Origin of the sequence: Mycobacterium sp. 3-98, from assembly GCF_035918355.1 — a bacterium.
In the GTDB taxonomy this organism is placed as follows: domain Bacteria; phylum Actinomycetota; class Actinomycetes; order Mycobacteriales; family Mycobacteriaceae; genus Mycobacterium; species Mycobacterium intracellulare.
This window is the reverse complement of sequence record NZ_CP142360.1, coordinates 1,582,851-1,606,303: the sequence shown is the minus strand read 5'-3', so window position 1 is coordinate 1,606,303 and position 23,453 is coordinate 1,582,851. Positions and strand designations below refer to the sequence as shown.

Annotated in this window: 21 protein-coding genes and 1 pseudogene; 4 read left to right on the top strand and 18 right to left on the bottom strand. The window is 67.6% G+C overall.

Annotated features, from left to right (window positions below):
- Positions 1 to 5 precede the first annotated feature (5 nt).
- From QGN30_RS07855 to QGN30_RS07835, 5 genes are all read right to left on the bottom strand, one after another.
- Positions 6 to 731, bottom strand: a complete 726-nt coding sequence (locus tag QGN30_RS07855) for an SDR family NAD(P)-dependent oxidoreductase (protein WP_042792097.1) — start codon at positions 729 to 731, stop codon at positions 6 to 8.
- Between the two features lie 3 nt (positions 732 to 734).
- Positions 735 to 1,703, bottom strand: a complete 969-nt coding sequence (locus QGN30_RS07850) for an NAD(P)H-dependent flavin oxidoreductase (RefSeq protein WP_042792098.1) — start codon at positions 1,701 to 1,703, stop codon at positions 735 to 737.
- A gap of 46 nt (positions 1,704 to 1,749) precedes the next feature.
- Positions 1,750 to 2,451 carry a Crp/Fnr family transcriptional regulator gene (locus QGN30_RS07845; RefSeq protein ID WP_051472963.1) on the bottom strand — a complete coding sequence of 234 codons (702 nt, stop codon included), beginning with the start codon at positions 2,449 to 2,451 and terminating at the stop codon, positions 1,750 to 1,752.
- Between the two features lie 344 nt (positions 2,452 to 2,795).
- Positions 2,796 to 4,058 (bottom strand): condensation domain-containing protein, encoded by a 1,263-nt coding sequence (locus QGN30_RS07840; protein ID WP_157742838.1) that lies wholly within the window; start codon positions 4,056 to 4,058, stop codon positions 2,796 to 2,798.
- 99 nt (positions 4,059 to 4,157) lie between these two features.
- Positions 4,158 to 4,991 (bottom strand): class I SAM-dependent methyltransferase, encoded by an 834-nt coding sequence (locus tag QGN30_RS07835; protein WP_042792099.1) that lies wholly within the window; start codon positions 4,989 to 4,991, stop codon positions 4,158 to 4,160.
- Positions 4,992 to 5,036: 45 nt separating this feature from the next.
- On the opposite strand from QGN30_RS07835, the gene QGN30_RS07830 reads away from it, so the two are divergent.
- The 3 genes from QGN30_RS07830 to QGN30_RS07820 all read left to right on the top strand — a co-directional run bounded on the left by QGN30_RS07830 (position 5,037) and on the right by QGN30_RS07820 (position 7,851).
- Entirely contained in the window at positions 5,037 to 6,206 is a 1,170-nt protein-coding gene (locus QGN30_RS07830; RefSeq protein ID WP_082278435.1) for an AraC family transcriptional regulator, read from the top strand.
- 63 nt (positions 6,207 to 6,269) lie between these two features.
- Positions 6,270 to 7,376, top strand: a complete 1,107-nt coding sequence (locus QGN30_RS07825; protein ID WP_082278436.1) for an LLM class flavin-dependent oxidoreductase — start codon at positions 6,270 to 6,272, stop codon at positions 7,374 to 7,376.
- Positions 7,366 to 7,851, top strand: a complete 486-nt coding sequence (locus tag QGN30_RS07820) for a PaaI family thioesterase (protein ID WP_157742839.1) — start codon at positions 7,366 to 7,368, stop codon at positions 7,849 to 7,851. Before QGN30_RS07825 ends, QGN30_RS07820 begins: the two co-directional genes overlap by 11 nt.
- On the opposite strand, the gene QGN30_RS07815 is transcribed toward QGN30_RS07820, so the two are convergent.
- The 12 genes from QGN30_RS07815 to QGN30_RS07760 all read right to left on the bottom strand — a co-directional run bounded on the left by QGN30_RS07815 (position 7,753) and on the right by QGN30_RS07760 (position 20,652).
- Positions 7,753 to 8,883, bottom strand: a complete 1,131-nt coding sequence (locus QGN30_RS07815) for an AraC family transcriptional regulator (RefSeq protein ID WP_082278437.1) — start codon at positions 8,881 to 8,883, stop codon at positions 7,753 to 7,755. The two genes, QGN30_RS07820 and QGN30_RS07815, sit on opposite strands and share 99 nt — an antisense overlap.
- Complete coding sequence (locus QGN30_RS07810) at positions 8,880 to 9,926, bottom strand: AraC family transcriptional regulator (protein WP_051472968.1); 1,047 nt, start codon at positions 9,924 to 9,926, stop codon at positions 8,880 to 8,882. Before QGN30_RS07810 ends, QGN30_RS07815 begins: the two co-directional genes overlap by 4 nt.
- A gap of 276 nt (positions 9,927 to 10,202) precedes the next feature.
- Positions 10,203 to 11,957 (bottom strand): MtrAB system accessory lipoprotein LpqB, encoded by a 1,755-nt coding sequence (gene lpqB, locus QGN30_RS07805; RefSeq protein ID WP_014383182.1) that lies wholly within the window; start codon positions 11,955 to 11,957, stop codon positions 10,203 to 10,205.
- On the bottom strand, positions 11,957 to 13,657 hold the full coding sequence (gene mtrB / locus QGN30_RS07800; RefSeq protein ID WP_009957360.1) for an MtrAB system histidine kinase MtrB: 1,701 nt from the start codon (positions 13,655 to 13,657) through the stop codon (positions 11,957 to 11,959). The genes lpqB and mtrB overlap by 1 nt, the downstream gene beginning before the upstream one ends.
- Before the next feature lie 13 nt (positions 13,658 to 13,670).
- Entirely contained in the window at positions 13,671 to 14,357 is a 687-nt protein-coding gene (gene mtrA, locus QGN30_RS07795) for a two-component system response regulator MtrA (RefSeq protein ID WP_007168097.1), read from the bottom strand.
- An 80-nt stretch (positions 14,358 to 14,437) separates the two neighbouring features.
- Positions 14,438 to 15,070, bottom strand: a complete 633-nt coding sequence (locus QGN30_RS07790; protein WP_136245222.1) for a dTMP kinase — start codon at positions 15,068 to 15,070, stop codon at positions 14,438 to 14,440.
- 89 nt (positions 15,071 to 15,159) lie between these two features.
- Complete coding sequence (gene ahcY / locus QGN30_RS07785) at positions 15,160 to 16,632, bottom strand: adenosylhomocysteinase (protein WP_008259773.1); 1,473 nt, start codon at positions 16,630 to 16,632, stop codon at positions 15,160 to 15,162.
- A 120-nt stretch (positions 16,633 to 16,752) separates the two neighbouring features.
- A complete protein-coding gene (gene alkX / locus QGN30_RS07780) occupies positions 16,753 to 17,349 on the bottom strand; it encodes a TetR family transcriptional regulator AlkX (protein WP_009957362.1) in 597 nt (198 codons plus the stop codon).
- A gap of 77 nt (positions 17,350 to 17,426) precedes the next feature.
- Complete coding sequence (locus tag QGN30_RS07775; protein WP_014380961.1) at positions 17,427 to 17,612, bottom strand: rubredoxin; 186 nt, start codon at positions 17,610 to 17,612, stop codon at positions 17,427 to 17,429.
- A complete protein-coding gene (locus tag QGN30_RS07770) occupies positions 17,609 to 17,788 on the bottom strand; it encodes a rubredoxin (RefSeq protein WP_008259795.1) in 180 nt (59 codons plus the stop codon). Before QGN30_RS07770 ends, QGN30_RS07775 begins: the two co-directional genes overlap by 4 nt.
- A complete protein-coding gene (locus tag QGN30_RS07765; protein WP_014380962.1) occupies positions 17,785 to 19,032 on the bottom strand; it encodes an alkane 1-monooxygenase in 1,248 nt (415 codons plus the stop codon). The genes QGN30_RS07770 and QGN30_RS07765 overlap by 4 nt, the downstream gene beginning before the upstream one ends.
- A 102-nt stretch (positions 19,033 to 19,134) precedes the next feature.
- Positions 19,135 to 20,652 carry an APC family permease gene (locus tag QGN30_RS07760; RefSeq protein WP_008259797.1) on the bottom strand — a complete coding sequence of 506 codons (1,518 nt, stop codon included), beginning with the start codon at positions 20,650 to 20,652 and terminating at the stop codon, positions 19,135 to 19,137.
- A 99-nt stretch (positions 20,653 to 20,751) separates the two neighbouring features.
- On the opposite strand from QGN30_RS07760, the pseudogene QGN30_RS07755 reads away from it, so the two are divergent.
- Positions 20,752 to 22,218, top strand: a pseudogene (locus tag QGN30_RS07755) (FAD-dependent oxidoreductase).
- A gap of 3 nt (positions 22,219 to 22,221) precedes the next feature.
- Here QGN30_RS07755 and manA read toward each other — a convergent pair.
- Complete coding sequence (gene manA, locus QGN30_RS07750; RefSeq protein WP_008259799.1) at positions 22,222 to 23,448, bottom strand: mannose-6-phosphate isomerase, class I; 1,227 nt, start codon at positions 23,446 to 23,448, stop codon at positions 22,222 to 22,224.
- Positions 23,449 to 23,453: the final 5 nt, after the last annotated feature.

The following is a 23,453-nucleotide window of genomic DNA, read 5'->3' as shown; positions in this document are numbered from 1 at the left end:
GGTCGCTAGTGGCCGGCGCTTTGTCCGCCGTCGATATGGAGGACCTCGCCCGTGACGAAGGGCGCCGTCTCCAGGTAGAGCGCCCCGTTCACGACGTCGGCGACAGCACCGATCCGGTTCTGGGGATGCATTCCGGCATAGGCGGCGCAGGCGTCGACGCCCACGTGCATCGGCGTGTCGATGACTCCGGGAGATATTGCGTTGACCCGGATTCCGTTGCGGGCGTATTCGATGGCCAGTGCCTTGGTTGCTGCCGCCAGGCCACCTTTGGTGAGCGCTGTCAGCGCCGCCGGGACGGCGGCCTGCGGTTGGTCGACGAGAGCGGTGGTGATGTTGATGACGTGGCCGCCGTGGCCCTGGGCGAGCATTTGAGCGATGACGCGCTGAGTGAGGTGAAAGAATCCGAGCACATTCACCGACGTCACCCGCGCGTAGTCCTCGGTCGTGTACCGAATGAAGGGCTTGGGAACGAAGACCCCCGCGTTGTTGACCAGAGTGTCGATGCGGCCATAGCGCGCGACCGCCTCGATCACGAGGCGTTCAGCGGTACTGGCGTCAGCGATATCGCCAGCGACGGTGACGACTTCGGGATGGGGCGAAGCGGTTATGGCACGCGAATTGGCGATGACGGCGTAGCCGCGTTTGCGGTATGCGTCGACCAAACCCGCACCGATTCCCCGTGATGCGCCGGTGATGATCGCGACTTTGTCGCGGCCGTGTTCGATGGTCATCGATCAGCCCGCCAGCGCGCGCACGATGTCGGCGGCCGAACCCGTTCTCGCTGTGCGGAACGCGGTGCCCGCCCAGAGGCCGATGCCGTGCGGGTCGCCCACCTTCATCGCGGCCGCCTGGATCGGGGCGGTCATCGTGGCAACGTCGGGAAAGCCGAAAAGCGCGTCGCCCTCGTGCATGTCGATGAATCGGTTGCGCAACGCGCGCGCGTAGCGTCCGGTGAACGCACGCGTCAGCACCGTCTCGGTGAACCGCGGATCGCGCAATGCGGCGCGATACACAGGGTCGGTGCCGGCCTCGTCTGCGAGCAGGAACGCCGTACCGAGTTGCACCGCGGCGGCTCCGGCATCGCGAAGCCGGCGCACGTCAGCGCGGGTCCCCACGCCTCCGGCGGCCACGACGGGACAGTCAAAGCAGGCGACCAGGGCCGCGACCAGATCATCGAGTGGGGTGTCGGGCGGCGCGGCGACCTGATCAAAGGTCGCCCGATGCCCGCCGGCGTCGGGCCCCTGGGCCACCAGGGCGTCCACTCCACAGCCGAGTGCGATCACCGCTTCCCGGATGGTGGTCACGGTGGCGAGAGTCAAGATGCCGGCATGGCTGAGACGGCGACATTGCCCCACGCTGGGTGAACCGAACGTGAAGGACACCACTTCGGGCCGCAAATCGCAGACTGCCTCGAGCTTGGCGTCCCACTCGCCGTCATCATGACGCGGTTCACCGAGGGCCACACCATAGTATTCAGCGTCCCGTTCCAGCGTCGCGGCGAACGCAGTGAGCTGTTCGGACGCGCTCACTGATACCTGGGGGACAAAGAGATTCACTCCGAGTGCGCCGGAGGTCAGCTTCCTCGCAGCAAGGATGGCGTCAGCCAGATCCTCGGCGGACGAGGTGCCGGCCGCGAGGAACCCGAGCCCGCCAGCGTTGGTCACGGCCGCCGCCAACGCGGGCGTCGAGGGTCCGCCCGCCATGGGCGCGCATAGCACGCGCGCCCCCAATTCCGTTAACCTGAATCGGTCAAGCACCGCATACCTCCGACTCGCTCCATGGCCGCACCGACATAAGGGCTTGGGCATCGACGATCACCAGACTGTTGTCTTCCAGGCGGATCCAGCCGCGTTCCTCGAATTCGTGCAGCGTCTGCCCGACCGTCTCGCGCGGGATACCGACAAGAAGAGAAAAGTCCTCTGGTGTCAGGTTGTGGACCACCCGCACGGCGTCACCCTCCTGCAAGCCAAACCTCTTCCGTAGGAACAAAAGCCGACTCGCGAGTCGCACCTGGACGTCTTCCGACACGAAGTCAACCAGGCAATCCGTCGTCGTCTTCGTCCACCGCGCCAACAGGCGCAGCATCTGACAGGCGACCTCAGGGTGCTCAGTCATCCATCCGCAGAATTGATCGCGTTCGATCGGCACGGTGACGACTTCGGTAAGGGTCGTCGCCGTCAGGTACTCCGCGCCGGCGCTGAAAAATGTTATCGCGCCCAGTATGTCGGACGGGCCCAGAATGTTGAGCACGAACTCACATCCGCGCGCACGCCGATGGCAAACTTTGACTCTTCCGGCGATGATCACATGCAGACGATTGCCGAAGTTGCCATCTTGGACCATCGCGTACCCCGCCGGGAAGCGGACGGCCGCCAACTGCTTCGCCCAACCGGACACCGCGCGAGGATCAGTCTTGCTGAAGATTCCCGATGCGAGCAGCGCCCGGGCCACGTCCGCACTCTGTGACGGTTCGCGCCGTCTCGTATCACGTGGATGCCGCGGTCCCTCAGATATTTCCGTGTCCGCATATGCGATTCGCACGATTCCACACACTCCCCACTGCTTTGCATCGGCAGCCCATCGCAGGGGCCGGCCTCTTGGTGCAACTACCGGACTCGCCATGGGCTAACGCTATGCAGTCCAGAGCAAACCGAGCTACCCAACGCACGCGGGCGGTTGGCCGGATCGCGCATGCGACCTGGGCAGCGAGGTGTGCGGGCGGCTCGTCTGGAGACAGGCCATGCCCGCAGGCCGTGGATGCCATCGACGATCGTCGAACGGCCGATGGGGGTCGGCTACCGCGGGTATCCCGGTGCGTCCGTGAGCGTCTCGCGCACGGCCTCGAGGAAGCGCTCGGTGGGCGTATAGCCGCATGTGACCATGCGCAGGTGGCCATCGTAGGTGACGACCCCGGTGACGTATTCCCGTTCGATCTGCGTCAATACGACTGGGCCCCAGATGGTTCGGGGTCGAATCGGCCGAACACGCGACATGGCTTGCACGCCGAGGTTGGTGATCGTCAGCTCGGAGGGTAAATGGGTGCAAAGGAATTGCTCTGCGGTGTCACAGTCGGCGTCGAATGGGAAGTTGTCCTCAATCACGGCAGAACCGAGCATCAGTCCGGCGGGCGACCTCATGGCTTTCAACCGGTCACCGGTCTCGCGCGCCTGACGCCAAAACGCGGTACCGTCCGCTGGTGCCATCCCGGTGCATGCGAACGAAATGCATAGGCAACAGCCGGGTTCCTGGGCGACAAGCTCCCGGGCATTGATCGGGCTGTACGCGCGGACGAAGTCGTCGCCGCACTCAGCGCTACGCACACGGGAGGCGGCTGTCACGATCGCGGCGTGCACAGTAGTGTCTTCGTTGCGGCAGCGCTCGAGCAGGTGCGCGGTAGCGCCGCGGTCCATCACAACCCCATGCACATAGGGCGGTGTGGCATCGAAGGGGCGGATACGCGTGGGCACGGCCATCCGCGGGTCACCGAGTTCGGCTGATACATCACCGATGTCGCTGGCCTCGAATCTGCGCGCGGCCAGGTCTTCCAGCGACTCCGGTACCGGCAGCACCGGCAGCCATTCGCCATTGAGCGCGGCCAGCAGGTCGTCGAGCACTGCGACGGACGAAATCCCGTCGGATATGACGTGGTCGAACGTCAGCAGCAGCGTCGAGGTCGTCCGTCGGGCCAGAAGTGTCGCCCGCATCAACGGAACCGTCGCGACCCCGAAGGGCCGGGCGAGTTCCTGCGCGGCGAACACGTGCCAACCTTGGTCGGGATCTCGATGAATACTGAGCTCGATCGGTGTCGCCGGGTCGGCGCGATAGAACACCGGACCCAGCTCGTGGTCCTCGTGGACGTGGGCCGACAGCAACGGATGCCGACGTTGCACGGCATCGAGCGCGTCACCCACGAGGTCCGGGTCGAGGGCTACGTCAAACTCGGCGACCAGTACGAAAAGCAATGGGTTACGTTCGGAATAGCGGTATAAGCAACGCTCCCGCAACCCGAGGGCACGCAGTTCGCCGGTGGGTTGTGCTGCAATACGTTCGCTTGTCACTCTTCGTGTCTCCCGATTAGTAGTGGAACGTGCCGTGGCGGCGTTGGCCACGCGAAAAGCTCAGTCCGACACCGTGTTGCGGCTCGCGTGCCGCAGAGACTATGCCCTCGCCCACGCACAAACGAGCGGCGGCAGGACGATGATCGCTTGCGCCGCGGCGGCTTCGTCCTGCAAGCGCCGCCTGAGCGTGCTTAGCTCGGCCAGCTCATCCGGGACTGGACCCTGCTGTTGAGCCACGGGGAAGATCGATCGCCAGGTCTCCACAACGTAAGTCAGGATGTCGGGGTCGTCGGCCGGACCCAGCGGTGCGCCGAGCGCCAGCCGCGGCGGAGCCAGGCCGGCGGACCGAAACACCGTGTGGAGTTTCGCCCCGAACGCCGCGTCGAGGCCCACGCCCTCAAAGGTTTTGGCAAAACAGTCCTTTACGGCCCGCCACAGCGGCAATTCGGCCACGCTGTAAACCCCGTTGATATCGGATTCGCAGAATACGATGAGGCCACCGGGACGCACCATCGACGCCAGGTGACGCAGCGCGGTGACGGGGTCCGGCAGATGCATGAGGATCAACCGTCCGATTACGGCGTCTACCGGCCGGTCCAAACGGATGTCGGTGATCGCGGTCGCCTCGAACCTGATCGTGCGCAGGCCTTGTTGTGCGGCACGGGAGCGGGCGAGCCTGACGACGTCGGCGGCCGCATCCACGCCGAGTACCGCGCCCTGCTGCCCGACCAGGCGCGCAGCGATGAACGACACATCACCAGGTCCGCAGCCCACATCCAGCACCCGCATGCCCGGGCGCAGGCCCGCCAGCCGCAGCACGTGCTCGGTGAAGTCGTTGTGCAGACTGCCCTGCAACAGCAGACGCCTGATCTCGGCATCGACATGCCCCAGCACATAAGTGCTGGGATCCGAGGGCTTTTGATCGATACTCATGGCTCGCGCATTCACTGAGTCGGGCATTACGCCGCCCACGTTAAGTTGCTCGCCCGGCGGTCCCTAGCCGCCGCACGCAGCGCTCTGGCCAAACTGCGCGGGCTACCGGCTCCCGGATTTCCGGCACCGCGGCGTAGCCTCGACACTGGCATCACCGGTGTTTGGGCGGTGACCCGTCGACGCGATGGTGCCGCGGAAGGTGGAAAGGCTGACCGAGTGATCGACCGGCGGACAGCTCGCGTTTCGGATACCGACGCATGGACGACGACGAAGACGCTTGACGACTTCGCCGTACTCTGCTGCGAGGAGCCCCACCTCGAGCTGCGCAGTGACCCGACGTCGTTTTCGATCACCCAGCGCACGGGTCGCATCGGCCCGATCGCCTTCAGCGAATTCGTCGCCGGCGGCGACGCATTGGTCGATTCCGGCGAGCACTGCAGCGGGTACCGGGTGAATGTGGTGCGATCCGGGCGCCTCGAGTCGTTGCACCGGGGCGCATCGCTGTTCGCCGGCGCCGGCACTCTTGCCGTGTACCAGCCGGAGGGCCAGGGGATGGCGCGCTGGGCGGGCGGGAGCCGGATGCTGGGCGTGAAAATCGACCGCAGCGCTGTCGACCATGCTCTCGGCGATGCCCTCGGTCGGCAGGTGAAGACTCAAGTCGACTTCGCCCCCGTGATGCCGATCGACGCACCGCTGACCCGGAGTTGGGTCAACATGCTGTGGCTGTTCACCGAGCAGTTTTGTCGACCCGACAGCCTGCTCCATCAACCTCTGGTCGCGATGCCGTTCGTCGACGGCCTCGTGCGCGGGCTCTTGCTGGCCGTCGATCACCCGGACCGCGAAGCCGTCATGGACGGCATCGGACCGGCGCCGCCTCGCACGATCCGCGCGGCGATTGACATCATCGAAGCCGAGGCGCACCTGCCGACGACGGTTTCGTCCCTTGCGGCGCGCAGCCACGTCAGTGTCCGTTCCCTGCAGGAGGGTTTTCGCAGCTACCTGGGCATGTCTCCGATGGCGTATCTGCGCGACGTCCGCCTGCGCCGTGCGCATCAGACGCTGATCGAGTCGGACCCGTCGGACGTCACGGTCGCCTCAGTCGCGTACCGTTGGGGCTTCACCAATCTCGGCCGGTTCGCCGCCGCACACGCACGTCGGTACGGTGAGATTCCTTCGGTGACGCTGAACCGGACGGCATTTCCGCGCCGGGCGTAATCCGGCCTGCGCGCTGCGCACACCGGCTAGTCAGCCCGCCATCGCGGCAATACCTTCGAATCCATGCCTGAGCGCCGAATACCCTTGCGCCGAATGGGTTTCCTCACCATCGGCCGGTTCGACGACGCCGATCCGCGGCCGGGCCACGAAGAAACTCTACGGATGATCGAGCGTGCCGAGGCGCTGGGCTTCGACAGTGTCTGGGTACGCCAACGGCATCTGCAACCGGGTATCGCCTCCCCGGTGGCGCTGTTGGCCGCCGCCAGCCAGCGCACCCGCCGGATTGAACTGGGTACCGCGGTGATCCCGCTCGGCTTGGAGAACCCGCTGCGCCTCGCCGAAGACCTGGCAACCGTCGACGTCTTGTCGGGTGGCCGGCTCAACGTCGGTGTGTCGGTGGGCACCCCGGTGCTCTACGAACGGTTCAAAACCGCGCTCTATCCCGAAACCCATGAGGTGGAGGACTTTTCGAAGGCACGGGTCGCGCGGTTACTTGCGTGCCTGCGGGGCGATCCAGTCAGCGATTTCGAGGGCACCGTGGGCCACGACGAATTCTTCCGCCGAGTCCAGCCCCACTCGCCCGGCCTGGCCGACCGGGTCTGGTACGGCGGCGGACTGCAATCCGCGGTGTGGGCCGGGATTCAGGGTCTCAACTACCTCACCGCTAACTTGGTCAGCAGCGAAGGAAGCCATGCGCATGACTTCGCCACGATCCAGGCCGAACATATCGACGCGTTTCGCGCACACCATCCCAGCCCCGAAACCGCCCGAATCGCACAGGCATTGGTGGTCATTCCGACCGATTCCGCGTCGCGCTCGCAGGTGAAGCGGTACCGGGCTTACGCGCAAAGCCGCATCGACCGCACCCGGCAGCCCGATGGGCCGCGTGGCATGATCGCCTCTCCCGACTACGTCGGCACGTCCGGGGAACTCGCCGATATCTTGTACGCGCATCGGGGTTTTCAGCGTGTCAGCGAGGTGGCCTTCGCGCTGCCACACGGATTCGACGAACACGATCAAGTGCAAATAGTCACCGACATGGCCGAGAAACTGGGACCGAAGCTGGGGTGGAGTCCCGCCCCAACACACCATGAGCCACCGCCACTGTGCGCGCACTCTGAGCACCGTGGGCGCGCGTCCGTGGAGCGGAGGACCGTCCATGCAAAATAGCCACACGCCGTCCCCCGATGCCTATCGGTGTCTTTTCGGTGAATCCGGGGCGGCGCTTTCCGAACCGGAATGGATCGCTGCGATGAATGCCGCCCTGCCACCACAGCTTTCGGCGCTGAACGCCCGATTCGAGAGCGGATCACGCGCAGCCAGGACGCTGCGGGTGTCGTTTCGCCCCGGACCCGAGCGCTTCACAGCGTTCACGATTCTCAGTGGCGGATCCACCGCTGAGATGCTGGATCAGACGGCGGCGCATTGCGGCACCCTGGTGGCGGGCCACGGCCTGCCGACCCTGACGATGACGGTGAACTACCTGCGCGCGGGCACGGGAAGCCTGTTTGTTGTCACCGCTGAGGTGCTGTCGGTGACCAGCACCTCAGCGGTGCTCGGGGCGGAGCTTGTGGACGAGCAAGGACGGCCGGTCGCTTCCGCGTCGGTCGTCGCGCAGCTGCGGAACATCACGGGGTACAGGTGAGGGCCCCCTCGACCGGACAGTGCGTTGCAACGTCTTCAACGGCGGCTCCTGGTAGCGAGCGGTATGAGCCGCGGCGAACCTGCCGAGATTGGTGAAGCCCCAGCGGTACGCCACTGAGGCCACCGTGACGGTCGACGGGTCGGACTCGAGCAGGGCCTGGTGCGCCCGGCGCAGCCGGACCTGGCGCAAATAGGCCATCGGCGTGACGCCCACATGACGCTGAAACCCGTGCTGGAGTGACCGAACGCCCACATGGCTGCGTCGAGCCAGCGCTGCGACGGTCAACGGTTGGTCCGCTTCGGCCTCGATGATCTCGATTGCCCTGCGGATGGCGCCTGGCGGCGGCTCAGCCGCCTCGCCCTCCAAACCTGCGCGGTATGGATGGTCCGCGGCAAGCAAGAGACCGCGGATCAGGCCCTCGGCAAACGGCATTCCGACCATCGGCTGGTTCAGCACACTGTGAGGCCGGAACAGCTGCTCGCTGAACTCCGACACGAGGGTGATCCAGCTGCGGACCGTCGGGGCTGCGGTCCGCATGAGCGGCGCAAAGTCGATTTGCGAAGCGATGGACCGCCCCAGCGAATCCGCCAGCGCATCTTCGACGGCGTGACGATCGATCATCACGGCCAGCAGACGGCCGACGTAACGGTCCACGCCCGCTCGGCCTTCGGGCCGATACACCGCGACCGATCCCGGCTCCGCGGCGACGGACACCTCGTCGACCGACGCGGCAGATGTGGGAGAAACCGGCAAAGTGACGTGATAGTGAGGACGCATCTCACCGCCGTTCACCCATACGTCGTCGTGGAAATCTGCGTCTAGCACCGTGATCGGGCCGGCGCGACGCATCCGGTGCGTGAACGAGAACGATCCGGGGTCTCCGACCGGCCCGATCTCTGGCCACCAGTGCGGCGATGAATCCGGCCGGCCTGTGCGCAGCTCGGCGAAGTCGTCCAACGACTGCACCGAAGCCCACACGCCGTCTGCCACGGCCGCCCCAGCGTCTGCCGCCCGCTCTTCCTTCATGGTCATGCGGTCCGCGCGCGGGTCACCAGCTCCGCTGCACTGTGGTGAAATACCTTGCGTCGCAACGTCTCAGTGGGCGTCTCACGATAGCGGGCCGCGTGGGCGGCGGCGAACCTGCCGAGATTGCTGAACCCCCACCGATAGGCAATAGAGGCCACCGTAGCGGTCGACGGGTCGGACTCGAGCAATGCCTCGTGCGCTCGGCGCAACCTGACCTCGCGCAGATATGCCATCGGCGACGTGTCCAGGTAGCGCTGGAAACCCTGCTGCAGCGTCCGGACACTTACGTGGCTGCGGACGGCAATCGACGACAACGTCAACGGCAGGTGTGCTTCCTCTTCGATGATGTCGACTGCGGCGCGAATGGCGCGAGGTGCAGCGAGGCGTTCGTCTCGGGTGAGGGCCTCGAGGTGGGGATGCTCGGCGGCGAGCAAGAACCCGCGCACCAGACCGTCGGCGAATGGCAGCCCGACCAGCGGTTGGTTCAGCAGACTACCGCGGCGGAAGTACTGCTCCTTGAACGACAGCAGCATATTGATCCAACTTCTCGTCGCGGCCGCATCCACCGGCAGGACGGGCGAGAAGTCGACCTGCGACGTCACCTGTCGGCCGAGCGCATTGCTGAGGGCGTCGTCGATTGCGGAACGGTTGATCTTGAGGCAAATCAACCTGCTTCCCGCGTCCCATTGCCCGGCGCCGAGGCCCTCCGGCGTGTACACGGCCGCGCTGCCCGGGCCGCCAACGACGGACTGTCCCCTGTGTTCGGCCGCCGTGCGGCCGGCGCGCACCACGATCACCCGGTAGCTGCCGCACACCTGACCGCCATCCATGGGCATGTCGGATTCCACGGCGATTTCCGACAACGCGACCGGGCCAATCCGGCCCACGCGCTGATTCACCGAAAACGAGTCCGGGTCAGCCAGCAAGCGGAGGTGCGGTTGGCCACAGCAGACCCGGGCAAAGTCATCGAAGTCCTTCGCCGGCGTCCAGACGGGCGCCTCCGACGCCTCCGCTGCCGGTTTGCTCGTGTCGACGTCGTCTTTTTTCACTATGCGCAGATCCCCTCTCGACGCCTGCGGACGCCACGCTAACGCCGCTGACTTTGCTGCGCTATGCCTCGACGGGAAGTCCGCGCAATCTGGCCAGGGGGCCGCGTAAACCGGCCAGGCCGTGCGTCGGCGCCACGACCACTAACGCCTGGTGCGCGGTCTTTCCTACGGCAGACAGGCCCAGATTGGTGCGCGCGGTGCGTTTGCCGGAGCCGCGCGGTCAGCCTCCATGGTGGCGACCCGCCGCGCCCGGCTTCGCCGCGCTTGCGATCGCCACTAGCCCGGCAGCACCGGCGCCGCGCCGGGAATCGTCAGCCCGGGCACATCCGACCAGCCCTGCTGACCGTCGGCGGACGGCGAATACTGCAGCACCCCTTCGGGTCCCGCGACGTAGGCCGTGGACGGGTTGGCCACCACGGTGGTCACCGGCATCTGCAGGCCGCGGGCCGGCGCGTCGGAGTTCACCCCGTCGATGTTCACGTACGAGACAGGATGGTTGGCGTCGGTGCGGGTCACCACGATGTCGTCGCCGGTGCGCCACGACAGCGACACCACCGAATTGCCCAACCCGAAGCCCAGCCGGCGTGGATACGTGAGCGCGTACTGGCCGGCCTGGGTCTGCTCGACGCTGGCGAGGATCACCTGCCCGCCGATCACCATCGCGGCCCGCGTGCTGTCGCGGGACAGCTGCAGGTCGGTGATCGGCCCCGGGAACCGGGTGGCCACCGCCACCGAATCCACCGGAATGCGCGCGGGTTGCCCCGACGCCGGCTCCTGGATCGCCCGGAGCACGTTGTTGCCGTCGACCACCACCCAGACCACGTCGTCCAGCGACCAAGTGGGTCGCGACAGGCTGTGCCCGTCGGCGGACTGCACCGCCTCCTGACCCAGATCACCGATCCACAAGGAGGCCGCCATGTCCGGGGCGCCGCGGTGCAGCGTCACCACGGACGCCACCTCCCGGCCGCTGCGCGACAACGCGGCGCCGGTCTGATCCCCCATGCGACCGAACGCGCCCGGCACCATCGAGGTGTGCTGGCCGTCCAGCGACACCAGTGACCCGTTCACCAGGGCGTGCAGCCCGGCGCCCGCGCCGTCGGCCACGCCGGGATCGGTGGCCGCAACATCGGAGGTGGTCCACCCGTCGCGGAATCGGTCGTCCAGCGGCGCGCCGTCGGCGTTGATCACGTACGGTCCCCGGATGTCGGCGCGGGCCAGCGTCCAAATGATCTGCGCCGCAACCAATTGCCTGCTGTGCGGGTCGGTGGTGGACAGCTTCTCCAGATCGACGCGCGCCCCGCCATACCCGCGCCCGATCCCGTTCTTGCCGCCGTCGGCCCGGGTCACCGGCCCGCGCAGCCGTAGCGGCGGGGCGAGCAGGTTGCGGACCGTGTGCGCCATCTCCGGCCGCGGCCCGGCGATCACCTTGGACACCAGCTCGGTCGCCAGCTGGTCGTGGTCGGGCACCGCGACATAGCGCGGATCGGGGACCACGGTCTTGCCGGTCGGGTCGGCGAAGTAAAGAGTATTGCGTTTGTAGGTCGCCTGGAACTGTTGCCAGTCCAGGAAAACCCCGTTCGGCAGGCGGTCGATGCGCCAGCCGCCGGAGGTCTTGACCAACTCGATCGGCCCGGGATCGGGCAGCACGCCCTCGGCGGTTTCGAACACCCCCATGTCGGACAGCGAGCCCAGGATGTCCGCCCGCATGGTTGCCGAAACACGTTCGGCCGCACGGGTTTCGACGAACACGACGTGGTCGATCAGCAGCGCGCTACCGGCGTCGTCCCACGAGTTGGACGCCGACTGAGTGAGGAACTGGCGGGCGGCCAGGTGCCGGTTCGCCGGATCGGCTGTGGCCTTGAGGAATTCGCGCAGCAGCACGTCGGGGTCCATGCCCGGGGTCGGCTTGGGCAGGTTCGACGGCGCCGGCCGCTCGACGGTGCCGATCGCCTGCGGCGCCGACGAACTGGGCACCCCGGCGCAGCCCGCCAGCAGGACGGCCAGCATCAGCAGGCCCAGCAGGCGCCGCATCACAGCGTCCTTTCGGCGTGCTCACGCTGGCGCTGCGGACGTTCCTTGCGCTCGGACCCGGACTGCGGGGCGGATTGACCACCCGGCTGGGAAGGCTGCGGGATCGGTTTCATGGGCAGCGGGCTGGTGGTGACCTTATGGCCCCGGACCAACGGCAGCGTCAGCCGGAAGCACGAGCCGTCGCCCGGTTCGCCCCACGCCTCCAGCCGGCCCTGGTGCAGCCGCGCGTCCTCGATGCTGATCGCCAGGCCGAGCCCGGTGCCGCCGGACCGGCGCACCCGCGAGGGGTCCGCGCGCCAGAACCTGCTGAAGACCAGCTTCTCCTCGCCCGGGCGCAGCCCGACCCCATAGTCGCGGACGGTGACCGCGACCGTGTCCTCGTCGGCGCCCATCCGGATCTTGACCGGCTTGTGCTCGGCGTGGTCGATGGCGTTGGCGATCAGGTTGCGCAGGATCCGCTCCACCCGGCGGGTGTCGACCTCGGCGATCACCTCGTGCGTGGGCAAATCCACCTGCAGTTCGATGCCGGCGTCCTCGGCCAGATGCCCCACGTTGCTCAGCGCGCTGCGCACGGTGGTGCGCAGGTCGACCGCCTCGACGGACAGCTCGGCGACACCGGCGTCGTGCCGGGAGATCTCCAGCAGGTCGTTGAGCAGCGACTCGAACCGGTCCAGCTCGCTGACCATCAGCTCGGTGGAGCGCGCCAGCGTCGGGTCGAGGTCCGCGCTGTGGTCATAGATCAGGTCGGCGGCCATGCGCACCGTGGTCAGCGGGGTGCGCAGTTCGTGGCTCACGTCAGAAGTGAAGCGGCGCTGCAGGTTACCGAACTCCTCCAACTGGGTGATCTGTCGCGACAGGCTTTCGGCCATGTCGTTGAACGACATCGCCAGCCGCGCCATGTCGTCCTCGCCGCGCACCGGCATCCGTTCCGACAGGTGCCCCTCGGCGAACCGTTCGGCGATGCGCGACGCCGACCGCACCGGCACGACGACCTGGCGCGACACCAGCAACGCGATCCCGGCCAGCAGCACCAGCAGCACCGCGCCGCCGGTGATCATGGTGCCGCGCACCAGCTGGATGGTGGCCTGCTCGTTCTTCAGTGGGAAGATCAGGTACAGCTCCAGGTTGGCCACCTGCGAGGACGCCGGGGTGCCGACGATCAGCGCCGGGCCCGAGAACCCGTCGGTGTGCACGGTCGCGTACTGGTAGGACGCCTGCCCGGCCTTGACGAAGCCGCGCAAGGAATTGGGCACCTGGTCGACGGGGCCGGCCGTGGTGGCGGCGCGCGGTCCGTCGCCCGGCACCATCAGCACCGCGTCGAAGGCGCCGGCCATCCCCGCGCCGGAGGCCTGGTCGGTCTTGGACGTCAGCGTGTTGCGGGCCAGCTGCAGGCTGCTGTCCAGCGAGCGCGCCTCCTCGCCGTTCACGATCCCACCGACCGTGGTCCGCGCCCGCTCGATCTGTTCGATGGCGGCCTTGACCTTGACGTCGAGCACGCGATTGGTGACCTGAGACGTCAACACGAAGCCGAGCGCCAAGATGACCGCCAGCGACAGCCCAAGCGTCAACGCGACGACCCGCAACTGCAGCGAGCGGCGCCAGGCGATGGCGACGGCCCGACTCACTGCGCCCATGCCGCGAGTCATGGGGCCGGAGCGCCCCCAGCGGCTCCGTGTGCGTCGCCGGGAGCCCCAGATCACGTGTTCCTACCGGTCACGGAGGTCCGGCCTTGTACCCAACTCCTCGAACGGTCAACACCACGGTCGGGTTCTCAGGGTCTTTCTCGACCTTGGCCCGCAGACGCTGGACGTGCACGTTCACCAGGCGGGTATCCGCCGGGTGACGATAGCCCCACACCTGTTCGAGCAGCACATCACGAGTAAACACCTGCCGCGGTTTGCGCGCCAACGCCACCAGCAAGTCGAACTCCAGCGGGGTCAGCGAGATCTGCTCGCCGTTGCGCGTGACCTTGTGCGCGGGCACGTCGATCTCGACATCGGCGATGGAGAGCATCTCGGCGGGCTCGTCGTCGTTGCGCCGCAGCCGCGCCCGCACCCGGGCCACCAGCTCCTTGGGCTTGAACGGCTTCATGATGTAGTCGTCGGCGCCCGACTCGAGGCCAAGGACCACGTCGACGGTGTCGGTCTTGGCGGTCAGCATCACGATCGGCACGCCGGAATCGGCGCGCAACACCCGACACACGTCGATGCCGTTCATGCCGGGCAGCATCAGGTCCAACAACACCAGATCGGGGCGCAGTTCGCGCACCGCAGTCAGGGCCTGGGTGCCGTCACCGATGACCGCAGTGTCGAAACCCTCCCCACGAAGCACGATGGTGAGCATCTCGGCTAGCGAAGCGTCGTCATCGACGACCAAAATCCTTTGCCTCATGGAGTCCATGGTGTCACCAGATCGGGACAAAACTCGGGCGCCACACGGGCGTTTCTTCTCCGATACGGCCGAATCGTGACAAATCTGTGCTATCTGGCCATCAAACTGGCGGCCAAACCACCCGGATCGACGTCTTTGTCGACGACCCGCCACGGGCCGCCCCAGCCCGCGGCCGCCAGCCCCGCGTAGACGTCGCCGGTGCGTTGCTGGAGCCCGTCGTCGCGTTCGTAGCTGTCGCGCGCCCGGCCCGGATCGGATGCGGCGCGGCTGCGCGCCCGCTGCCCGGCCAGTTCGGCCGGCACCGCCAGCAGCACCTGCCAGTCGGGCGCGGGCAGACCCAGGCGCTGGTATTCGAGGCCGTGCACCCACGCCACCGCCGGCCCGCCCGCGTCCTGATGCAAGCGGGCGGCGGTGTAGGCCGCGTTGGAGGCGACGTAACGGTCCATGATCACCACGTCGTGGTCGCGGCGCAGCCCCTCGAGCTGCTGGACCGCGGCGGCGCGGTCGAGCGCGAAGAGGGTCGCCATCGCGTAGACCGAGGACGCCAGGTCCCCGTGCTCGCCGTGCAGCGCCTCGGCCGCGATGTCGGCGGTCACCGATTGCCCGTACCGCGGGAAGGCCAGCGTGGCCACCGACCGCCCGGCCGCTTCGAAAGCGGACAGCAACCCTTCGGTTAACGTCCGCTTGCCGGCGCCGTCGACGCCTTCGATCGCGATCAGCACGGCGCGAGCCTAGTCCCTCGCCGAGTGCCCGGCTGGCCGGGCACTCGGTGCCGAACGCCCGGTTGGCCGGGCGTTCGGCCAAAGCCGGCTCAGTAGCGGTAGTGGTCGGCCTTGTAGGGGCCGTCGACGTCGACGCCGATGTACTCGGCCTGCTCCTTGGTCAGCTTGGTCAGCTTGCCACCGAGCGCCTCGACGTGGATGCGGGCCACCTTCTCGTCGAGGTGCTTGGGCAGCCGGTAGACCTCGTTGTCGTACTCGTCGTTCTTGGTCCACAGCTCGATCTGCGCGATGACCTGGTTGGAGAAGCTGTTGCTCATCACGAACGACGGGTGGCCGGTGGCGTTGCCCAGGTTCAGCAGCCGGCCCTCGGAGAGCACGATGATCGACTTGCCGGTGTCCGGGAAGGTCCACAGGTCGACCTGCGGGCGGATGTTGGTCTTGGTGGCGCCGGACTTCTCCAGCCGGGCGATCTGGATCTCGTTGTCGAAGTGGCCGATGTTGCCCAGGATGGCCTTGTCCTTCATCGCCTTCATGTGCTCGAGGGTGATGATGTCCTTGTTACCGGTGGTCGTGATGATGATGTCGGCCTCGCCGATCACGTCCTCCACCCGCTTGACGTCAAAGCCCTCCATCAGCGCCTGCAGGGCGTTGATCGGGTCGATCTCGGTGACCGTCACCCGGGCGCCCTGGCCGGCCACCGACTCGGCCGAACCCTTACCGACGTCGCCGTAGCCGCAGATCAGCACCTTCTTGCCGCCGATCAGCACGTCGGTGCCGCGGTTGATGCCGTCGATCAGCGAGTGCCGGCAGCCGTACTTGTTGTCGAACTTGGATTTGGTGACCGAGTCGTTGACGTTGATCGCCGGGAACGCGAGGTCGCCGGCGGCGGCGAACTGGTAGAGCCGCAGCACGCCGGTGGTGGTCTCCTCCGAGACGCCCTTGATCGACGCGGCGATCTTGGTCCACTTGTCCTTGTCGGTCTCGAAGCGCTTGCGCAGCAGGTTGAGGAACACCCGGTGCTCGGTCGAGTCGTCCTCGTCGTCGGGCGGCACCACGCCGGCCTTCTCGTACTGCGCGCCGCGCAGCACCAGCATGGTGGCGTCACCGCCGTCGTCCAGGATCATGTTGGCCGGCTCGTCGGGCCAGGTCAGCACCTGCTCGGCCGCCCACCAGTACTCCTCGAGCGTCTCGCCCTTCCACGCGTACACCGGCACACCCTTGGGTTCTTCGGGGGTGCCGTGCGGGCCGACGACGACGGCCGCGGCGGCGTGGTCCTGGGTGGAGAAGATGTTGCAGGACGCCCACCGCACCTCGGCGCCCAGCGCGACGAGGGTCTCGATCAGCACCGCGGTCTGCACGGTCATGTGCAGCGAACCCGAGATGCGCGCGCCCTTGAGCGGCTGCACGTCGTGGTACTCGCGGCGCAGCGACATCAGACCGGGCATCTCCTGCTCGGAGAGCTCGATGTCCCGGCGACCGTAATCCGCCAACGACAAATCGGCGACCTTGAAGTCGATGCCGTTTCGAACGTCGGGGGTGAGTGCGTTTTCGGTCGTCGTCATGGCTTCTCTTCCTTTTTCCTGCCGTCTCGGGGCTCGCTCGGATCCAAGCGGTAATTAGCTTAGGTATGTTCTTGCGCCACTGTAGTCGTGCGCCCGCGCGCCGCACGGGCCAGGGAACGTTCAGGGAACCTTGACGACGCCGTGCCGCTCGGCGAACGGGGTCATCAGCCGCGCCAGGTCGGCGGCCACGTCGTGGTCGGCCTCGGGCGGCATCGACACATAGCTCAGCGCCAGCCGCACGATGGCGCGCGCCAGCACACCGGCATCCTCGTCGCTGGTGGCCACCCAGCTGTGCGTGAGCGCGGTGGTCAGCCGCTCGGAGGCCCGCGTGATGATGGGCGCGCTGCCGGTGGTGATGATCTGCAGCAGGTCCGGCTTGGCGACGCCGGTCAGCAGCGAGATCACCAGCGGATCGGCCGACAGCTCGGTGAACAGGTCGCGGAAGCCCTGCAGGAACGCCGCATAGATGTCGCCGACGTGGGCACCCAGCGCGGCGTTGACGGCGTCGACCAGGCGATCGGCCAGGCGCAGGCCGTACCCCTGCGCCAGCCCCTGCCGCGAGCCGAACTCGTTGTAGATGGTCTGCCGGCTGATGCCCGCGGCGCGGGCCACGTCGGACAGGGTGATGGCCGACCAGTCCCGGGTCAGCAGCTCCTCGCGCATCGCGTCGAGCACCGAATCACGCAGCAGGGCGCGCGACGCCTCGGCGTACGGCATCCGCTTCACAGGCGCGACAATAGTGGCTCGCGAGCCGAAATCGGCTCTTTCGCTACTGGCGGTGGCGGCCGAAGGAATCACGAACGGGCGATCTCCACCATCTCGAAGTCGGTTTTGGCCGCGCCGCAATCCGGGCAGCTCCAGTCCTCCGGGATGTCGACCCACCGGGTTCCGGGCGCGATGCCGTCCTCCGGCCACCCCTTGGCCTCGTCGTACTCGAATCCGCATTGGACGCAGACGAAAAGCTTGTAGTCCTCGCTCATCGGTTCACTCCTATCGGGCTAGTTTCGAAATCGACCTTCTCGCGCACCGCGCAATCGGGGCAGCACCAGTCGTCGGGAATGTCGCTGAAGGGCGTGCCCGGCGGAAAGCCTTCCCGCGGAGCGCCTTTCGCCTCGTCGTAGATGTAGTCGCAGCCGGGGCAGCGGTAGGCGGTCATGCGCGGGCCTCCTGGGCCCCGTAGCGCGCGAGCAGCTTCTCGCGGAGCCGCGGCTGGATGTTGACCCGGGTGATGTCACCGTCGTAGTGCGCCAGCACCCGGTGGTCCATGACCTTGCGCCACAGCGGCGGGAAGTACGTGAGCGAGATCATCGACGCGTACCCGCTGGGCAGGTTGGGCGAGCCGTCCAGGCTGCGCAGCGTCTGGTAGCGCCGCGTCGGGTTGGCGTGGTGATCGCTGTGTCGCTGCAGGTGATACAGGAACAGGTTGGTCACCACGTGGTCGGAGTTCCAGCTGTGCGCGGGGGTGCACCGCTCGTAGCGGCCGCTCGAATTCTGTTGCCGCAGAAGGCCGTAGTGCTCGAGGTAGTTGACCGCCTCGAGCAGGCTGAAGCCGAAGACCGCCTGGACGATCACGAACGGGATCAGCGCCGGCCCGAAGACCGCGATCAGGATCCCCCACAGCACCACCGCCATGGCCCAGGCGTTGAGCACGTCGTTGGACGGGTACGTCAGCGGGTTCCAGGGATTCTTGCCCAGCCGGCGAATCCGCTGGGCCTCCAGCCGCAGCGACGAGCGCAGGCTCCCGAAGACGCTGCGCGGCAAGAACTCCCAGAAGGTTTCCCCGAAGCGCGACGACGCGGGATCCTCCGGGGTGGCGACCCGCACGTGGTGGCCGCGGTTGTGCTCGATGTAGAAGTGGCCGTAGCAGGTCTGCGCCAGCGTGATCTTGGACAGCCAGCGCTCCAGCGAATCCTTCTTGTGGCCCATCTCGTGGGCGGTGTTGATGCCGACGCCGCCCAGCACCCCGACCGACAGCGCCACGCCGAGCTTGCCCGCCCAGCCCAGCGGCCCGTCGAAGCCGAGCCAGCTCAGGTTCGACGCGGTGAACAGGTAGGCGCCGAAGACCACGCTGAGGTACTGGAACGGCAGAAACGCGTAGGTGCAGTAGCGGTAGTACCTGTCGTTCTCGAGGCGCTCCATCACCTCGTCGGGCGGGTTCTGCCCGTCGGGCCCGAAACGCAGGTCCAGGATCGGCAGCAGGACGTAGAGCAGGATGGGCCCGATCCACAGCGGCGCCTGCGCGGCGGCGTGCCAGCCGACCCGGTTCAGCGCCCAGACGAGCGGCAGCATCACGAACAACGCCGTCGGCGCGATCAGCCCCATCAGCCAGAGTCGGCGCTTCTTGTCCCGCCACGCGGGCGCGCCGGCTGGCTGTTCTACCTGCGGTTCGAGTGTGGTCATCTGCCCAACCTCCTTGTGAGTCACACCACGTTGCGATTGGACAATACCGGCGTTTGCGTCTCCTGTCTAGACAAACACCATGATTTTGTAAACCAGCAGCCGCTACGGCACCGGGCTGTTCGGGTCCGCCTCGAGCGAGTCGCTGGGCTCGGGTGCCACCGCCTCCCGCTCGCCCTGCACCGAATGCCGGTATCCGTAGCCGACGTAGATCGCCGTGCCGACCACCAGCCAGACCCCGAACCGGACCCAGGTGAGCGCGGTGAGGTTGAGCATCAGCCACACGCAGGCCGCGATCGAGGCGATCGGAAGCAGCGGCACCCACGGCGCCTTGAAGCCGCGCTCTAAGTCCGGCCGGGTCCGGCGCAGCACGATCACGCCGGCGGAGACCAGGACGAACGCGAACAGCGTGCCCACGTTGACCATCTCCTCGAGCTTGGTAATGGGGAACACCGACGCGGTCACGGCCACCACCAGGGCGACCAGCACGGTGATCCGCACCGGGGTGCCCCGCGAACCGGTCTTGGCCAGCGAGCGCGGCAACAGCCCGTCGCGCGCCATCGCGAACAGCACCCGGCACTGGCCGAGCATCAGCACCATCACCACGGTGGTCAGTCCCGCGAGCGCGCCGATCGAGATGATCTTGCTGGCCCAGTGAATGCCGTTCGCGGTGAAGGCGGTCGCCAGGTTGGCCTGCCCGCGGCCCGGGACCGTCTTGAGCTGCGTGTAGGACACCATGCCCGACAGCACGACCGCGACCGCGACGTAGAGCAGGGTCACGATGCCCAGCGACGCCAGGATCCCGCGGGGAACGTCGCGCTGCGGATGCTTGGTCTCCTCGGCCATGGTGGCCACGATGTCGAATCCGATGAACGCGAAGAAGACGATGGACGCCCCCGCCAACACGCCGTACCAGCCGTAGTGGCTGCTGTGCGCCCCCGTCAACAACGACAGAACCGATTGGTCGATGCCCTTGGCCTCGCTGCTGGCCTCCGGTTTGGGAACGAACGGCGAATAGTTGGCGCGCTTGATGTAGAAGACCCCGACCACCACGACGAACAGCACGACCGACACCTTGATGCCGGTGACCACCGCGGAGAACCTCGACGACAGCTTGGTGCCCAACGCGATCAGCGTCGCCACCCCCGCGACGATCACCAGCGCGCCCCAGTCGACCTGGGCCGATCCGAATTCGGCTGTGCCACCGGCGAACCCGAACACGGTGCCCAGGTAGCTCGACCAGCCCTTGGCCACCACGGCGGCGCCGATCGCCAATTCCAGCAGCAGGTTCCAGCCGATGATCCAGGCCAAGAACTCCCCGAAGGTCGCATACGAGAAGGTGTAGGCGCTACCGGCCACCGGCAGCGTCGAGGCGAACTCGGCGTAACACAGCGCCGCGAGCGCGCAGGTGCCCGCCGCGATCACGAACGACAGCCAGATGGACGGCCCGGTGATGTCGCCGGTCGTCGACGCGGTGACCGTGAAGATGCCGGCGCCGATCACCACCGCGACGCCGAAGACGACCAGGTCCCACATGGTCAGGTCCTTGCGCAACTTGGTGTCCGGCTCGTCGGTGTCGGCGATCGACTGTTCCACCGACTTCGTGCGCCACCGATTGGCCATGCAACCGCCCTTTCCCAACGCTGGGAGCCATTGGTCCGACACAGTACTGGGTACTCCCCCCAGATGCCGGACAGCAAAGCAGACGCGCGGGACCACGCGCTGGTCATCGGGGGGAGCATCGCCGGGCTGTGCGCCGCGCGGGTGCTGTCGGACGCGTATTCGCGGGTCACCGTCTACGAGCGCGACGAGTTGCCGGCCTTCCCGGCGAACCGGGCGACGGTCCCCCAGGACCGGCACCTGCACATGTTGATGGCGCGCGGCGCGATCGAATTCGAGAACCTCTTTCCCGGCCTGCTCGACGACATGGTGGCCGCGGGCGTGCCCTAGCTGAAGAACCGGCCCGACTGCATCCACCTCGGAGCCGCGGGCCACGTCCTGGGCACGGGGCAAACCCTGCGCGACGAATTCACCGCCTACGTGCCGAGCCGGCCGCACCTGGAATGGCAGTTGCGCAAACGGGTTCACGACCTCGACAACGTCACCATCGTGCGGCGCTCGGTGGCCGAACCGCGGTTCGACCCCGCGCGACAACGGGTGACCGGTGCGCTGGTGGATCCGGCCGATCCCGACGGCGGGGAGCCGGAATTCGTCGGCGCGGACCTCGTCGTCGACGCGGCGGGGCGGGGCACCCGGCTGCCGGTGTGGTTGGCGCAGTGGGGTTTTGCGCGCCCCGTCGAACAGGCCGTCGACATCGGCATCAACTACGCCACCCAGCAGTTCCGCATTCCCGACGGGCTGATCGCGGAGAAGGTCGTCGTCGCCGGCGCCTCCCACGACCGGTCCCTGGGGCTGGGCATGCTGTGCTACGAGGACGGCACCTGGGTCCTGACCACGTTCGGCGTGGCCGACGTCAAACCGCCGAGAACGTTTCCCGAAATGCTGGGTCTGGCCGGGCAGCTGCTTCCGGGCCGCTTCAGCGTGGCGCTGGCACAGGCCGAGCCGCTAGGCGATCCGGCCTTCCACGCGTTCCCGGCCAGCCGGTGGCGCCGCTACGACAAACTGGAGCGCTTCCCCGGCGGCATCATCGCCTTCGGCGACGCGGTGGCCAGCTTCAATCCCACCTTCGGCCAGGGCATGACGATGACCTCCCTGCAGGCCGGCCATCTGCGCCGCGCGCTGCAAGGCCCCGACGATCAACTCGCCGCGACGCTGCACCGCGCCACCGCCAGGAGCACCTTCCCAGTGTGGATGATGAACGCCATCGGCGACATCACCTTCCACCACGCCGGCACGAAGGGGCCGATTCCCTGGTGGTGGCGGCCCTCCGGCGCGCTGTTCGACCAATTCCTCGGCGCCGCCGAAACCGAACCCGTTCTGGCGGAATGGTTTTTGCGCCGGTTCTCCCTGCTGGACAGCCTCTACATGGTGCCGCCGCCGCGGATCATCGGCCGCGCCATCGCGCACAACGCGCGCCTGTGGTTAGGCGAGCGTCGTCAGGCGGTCAGGCAGCGGCGCGTGGCGACCGCAAGCGCGGCCGCGGCGACCGCAAGCGCGGCGGAGCCGGGCGAAGCGGGTCGCCGCGCTCGGCACCAGCCGGGCGCTGCGGGTCGCCACCATCAGTCCTAGCCGCTACAGCCCTACCGTCGCCCTGAACAACTTGCTCGGCTCGTGCGCGACCAGCCGGATCGGGGCGTCGTCGGCCGCCACCCACGCGGCCATCCCCCGCTTGAGCGTCAGCGAGCCGGACTTGCCGTGCACCGTCGTGGAACCCTGGATGCACAACAGGATCTGCGGGCCGTCGTGGCTGCACGTCGCATCCACCTCGTGGCCGACGTACTCGTCTTCGAGGTCCAGCAGCGCGACGGCGAACTCGTCGGTCGGCGTCTCATAGATCAGCCCGAAGCCCTCGCGGCGGATGTGCGGCCGCAACTGCTCCTCGGTGGTGGGCGCGAAGTCCAGGACCCGCAGCAGCTCGGGCACGTCGACGTGCTTGGGGGTCAGCCCACCCCGTAACACGTTGTCGGAGTTGGCCATCACCTCCACCGCGAAACCCCGCAGGTAGGTGTGCAGGTTGCCGGCCGACACGAAGATGGCCTCACCCGGGCCCAGGCTGACGCGGTTGAGCAGCAACGCCGCCAGCACGCCGGCGTCGCCGGGATAGCGCTCGCCGAGCTCGAGCACCGTCTTGGCCTCGGCCGCGAATTCGGTTGCCCCCGAACTGAGGTACGCGATCGCGCCGTCCAGCACGGCGGGCACCAGCACGTCGATGTCGGGCTGCGGGGCGGTGATCCACGTGGTGAACAGCGCGCGCAGGCCGTCGGCGTCGGACTGGTCGTTCAGCAGATCGATGAAGGGGTCGAGGTCGGAGACCGCCAGGGCCCGCAGCAGCTCGACGGTGCGCGACACCTGGCGGAAGCCCGCGAGCGCCTCGAACGGGTGCAGCGCCACCAGCAGCTCCGGCTTGTGCGAGGTGTCCCGATAGTTGCGCACCGGCGAGGTCAGCGGGATGCCGACCCGCTCCTCGCGCAGGTAGCCCTCGGCCGCCTGCGCGGCGCTCGGGTGCGCCTGCAGCGACAGCGGCTCGTCGGCGGCCAGCACCTTGACGAGGAACGGCAGCACGTCCCCGAAGCGGGCCCGCGACCCGGGGCCGAGCTGGCCCTCGGGGTCGGCGTCGAGCGCCTCGAGCAACGTGATCTCACCGTTGTCGGTTTCCAGCCAGGCCGGGTCGCCCGGGTGGGCGCCGAACCAGAGCTCGGCCTCCGGATGCGCCGCCGGCACCGGACGTTCGGTGAACTCGGCGATCGCGGTACGCGAACCCCACGCGTACGTTCTCAAGGCCCCGCGAAGCAGTTCCACTGTTC

Excerpts from the sequence above, each read along its gene's own strand:
- QGN30_RS07850 (WP_042792098.1), bottom strand. The coding sequence starts at position 1,703 with ATGGCGGGCGGACCCTCGACGCCCGCGTTGGCGGCGGCCGTGACCAAC.
- alkX (WP_009957362.1), bottom strand. The coding sequence starts at position 17,349 with ATGCCGTACGCCGAGGCGTCGCGCGCCCTGCTGCGTGATTCGGTGCTC.
- lpqB (WP_014383182.1), bottom strand. The coding sequence starts at position 11,957 with ATGCGGCGCCTGCTGGGCCTGCTGATGCTGGCCGTCCTGCTGGCGGGC.
- QGN30_RS07835 (WP_042792099.1), bottom strand. The coding sequence starts at position 4,991 with ATGAGTATCGATCAAAAGCCCTCGGATCCCAGCACTTATGTGCTGGGG.
- QGN30_RS07775 (WP_014380961.1), bottom strand. The coding sequence starts at position 17,612 with ATGAGCGAGGACTACAAGCTTTTCGTCTGCGTCCAATGCGGATTCGAG.
- QGN30_RS07825 (WP_082278436.1), top strand. The coding sequence starts at position 6,270 with ATGCCTGAGCGCCGAATACCCTTGCGCCGAATGGGTTTCCTCACCATC.
- QGN30_RS07855 (WP_042792097.1), bottom strand. The coding sequence starts at position 731 with ATGACCATCGAACACGGCCGCGACAAAGTCGCGATCATCACCGGCGCA.
- ahcY (WP_008259773.1), bottom strand. The coding sequence starts at position 16,632 with ATGACGACGACCGAAAACGCACTCACCCCCGACGTTCGAAACGGCATC.
- QGN30_RS07815 (WP_082278437.1), bottom strand. The coding sequence starts at position 8,883 with ATGACCATGAAGGAAGAGCGGGCGGCAGACGCTGGGGCGGCCGTGGCA.
- QGN30_RS07820 (WP_157742839.1), top strand. The coding sequence starts at position 7,366 with ATGCAAAATAGCCACACGCCGTCCCCCGATGCCTATCGGTGTCTTTTC.
- QGN30_RS07770 (WP_008259795.1), bottom strand. The coding sequence starts at position 17,788 with ATGACCGCCTACCGCTGCCCCGGCTGCGACTACATCTACGACGAGGCG.
- QGN30_RS07760 (WP_008259797.1), bottom strand. The coding sequence starts at position 20,652 with ATGGCCAATCGGTGGCGCACGAAGTCGGTGGAACAGTCGATCGCCGAC.
- QGN30_RS07765 (WP_014380962.1), bottom strand. The coding sequence starts at position 19,032 with ATGACCACACTCGAACCGCAGGTAGAACAGCCAGCCGGCGCGCCCGCG.
- mtrA (WP_007168097.1), bottom strand. The coding sequence starts at position 14,357 with ATGGACTCCATGAGGCAAAGGATTTTGGTCGTCGATGACGACGCTTCG.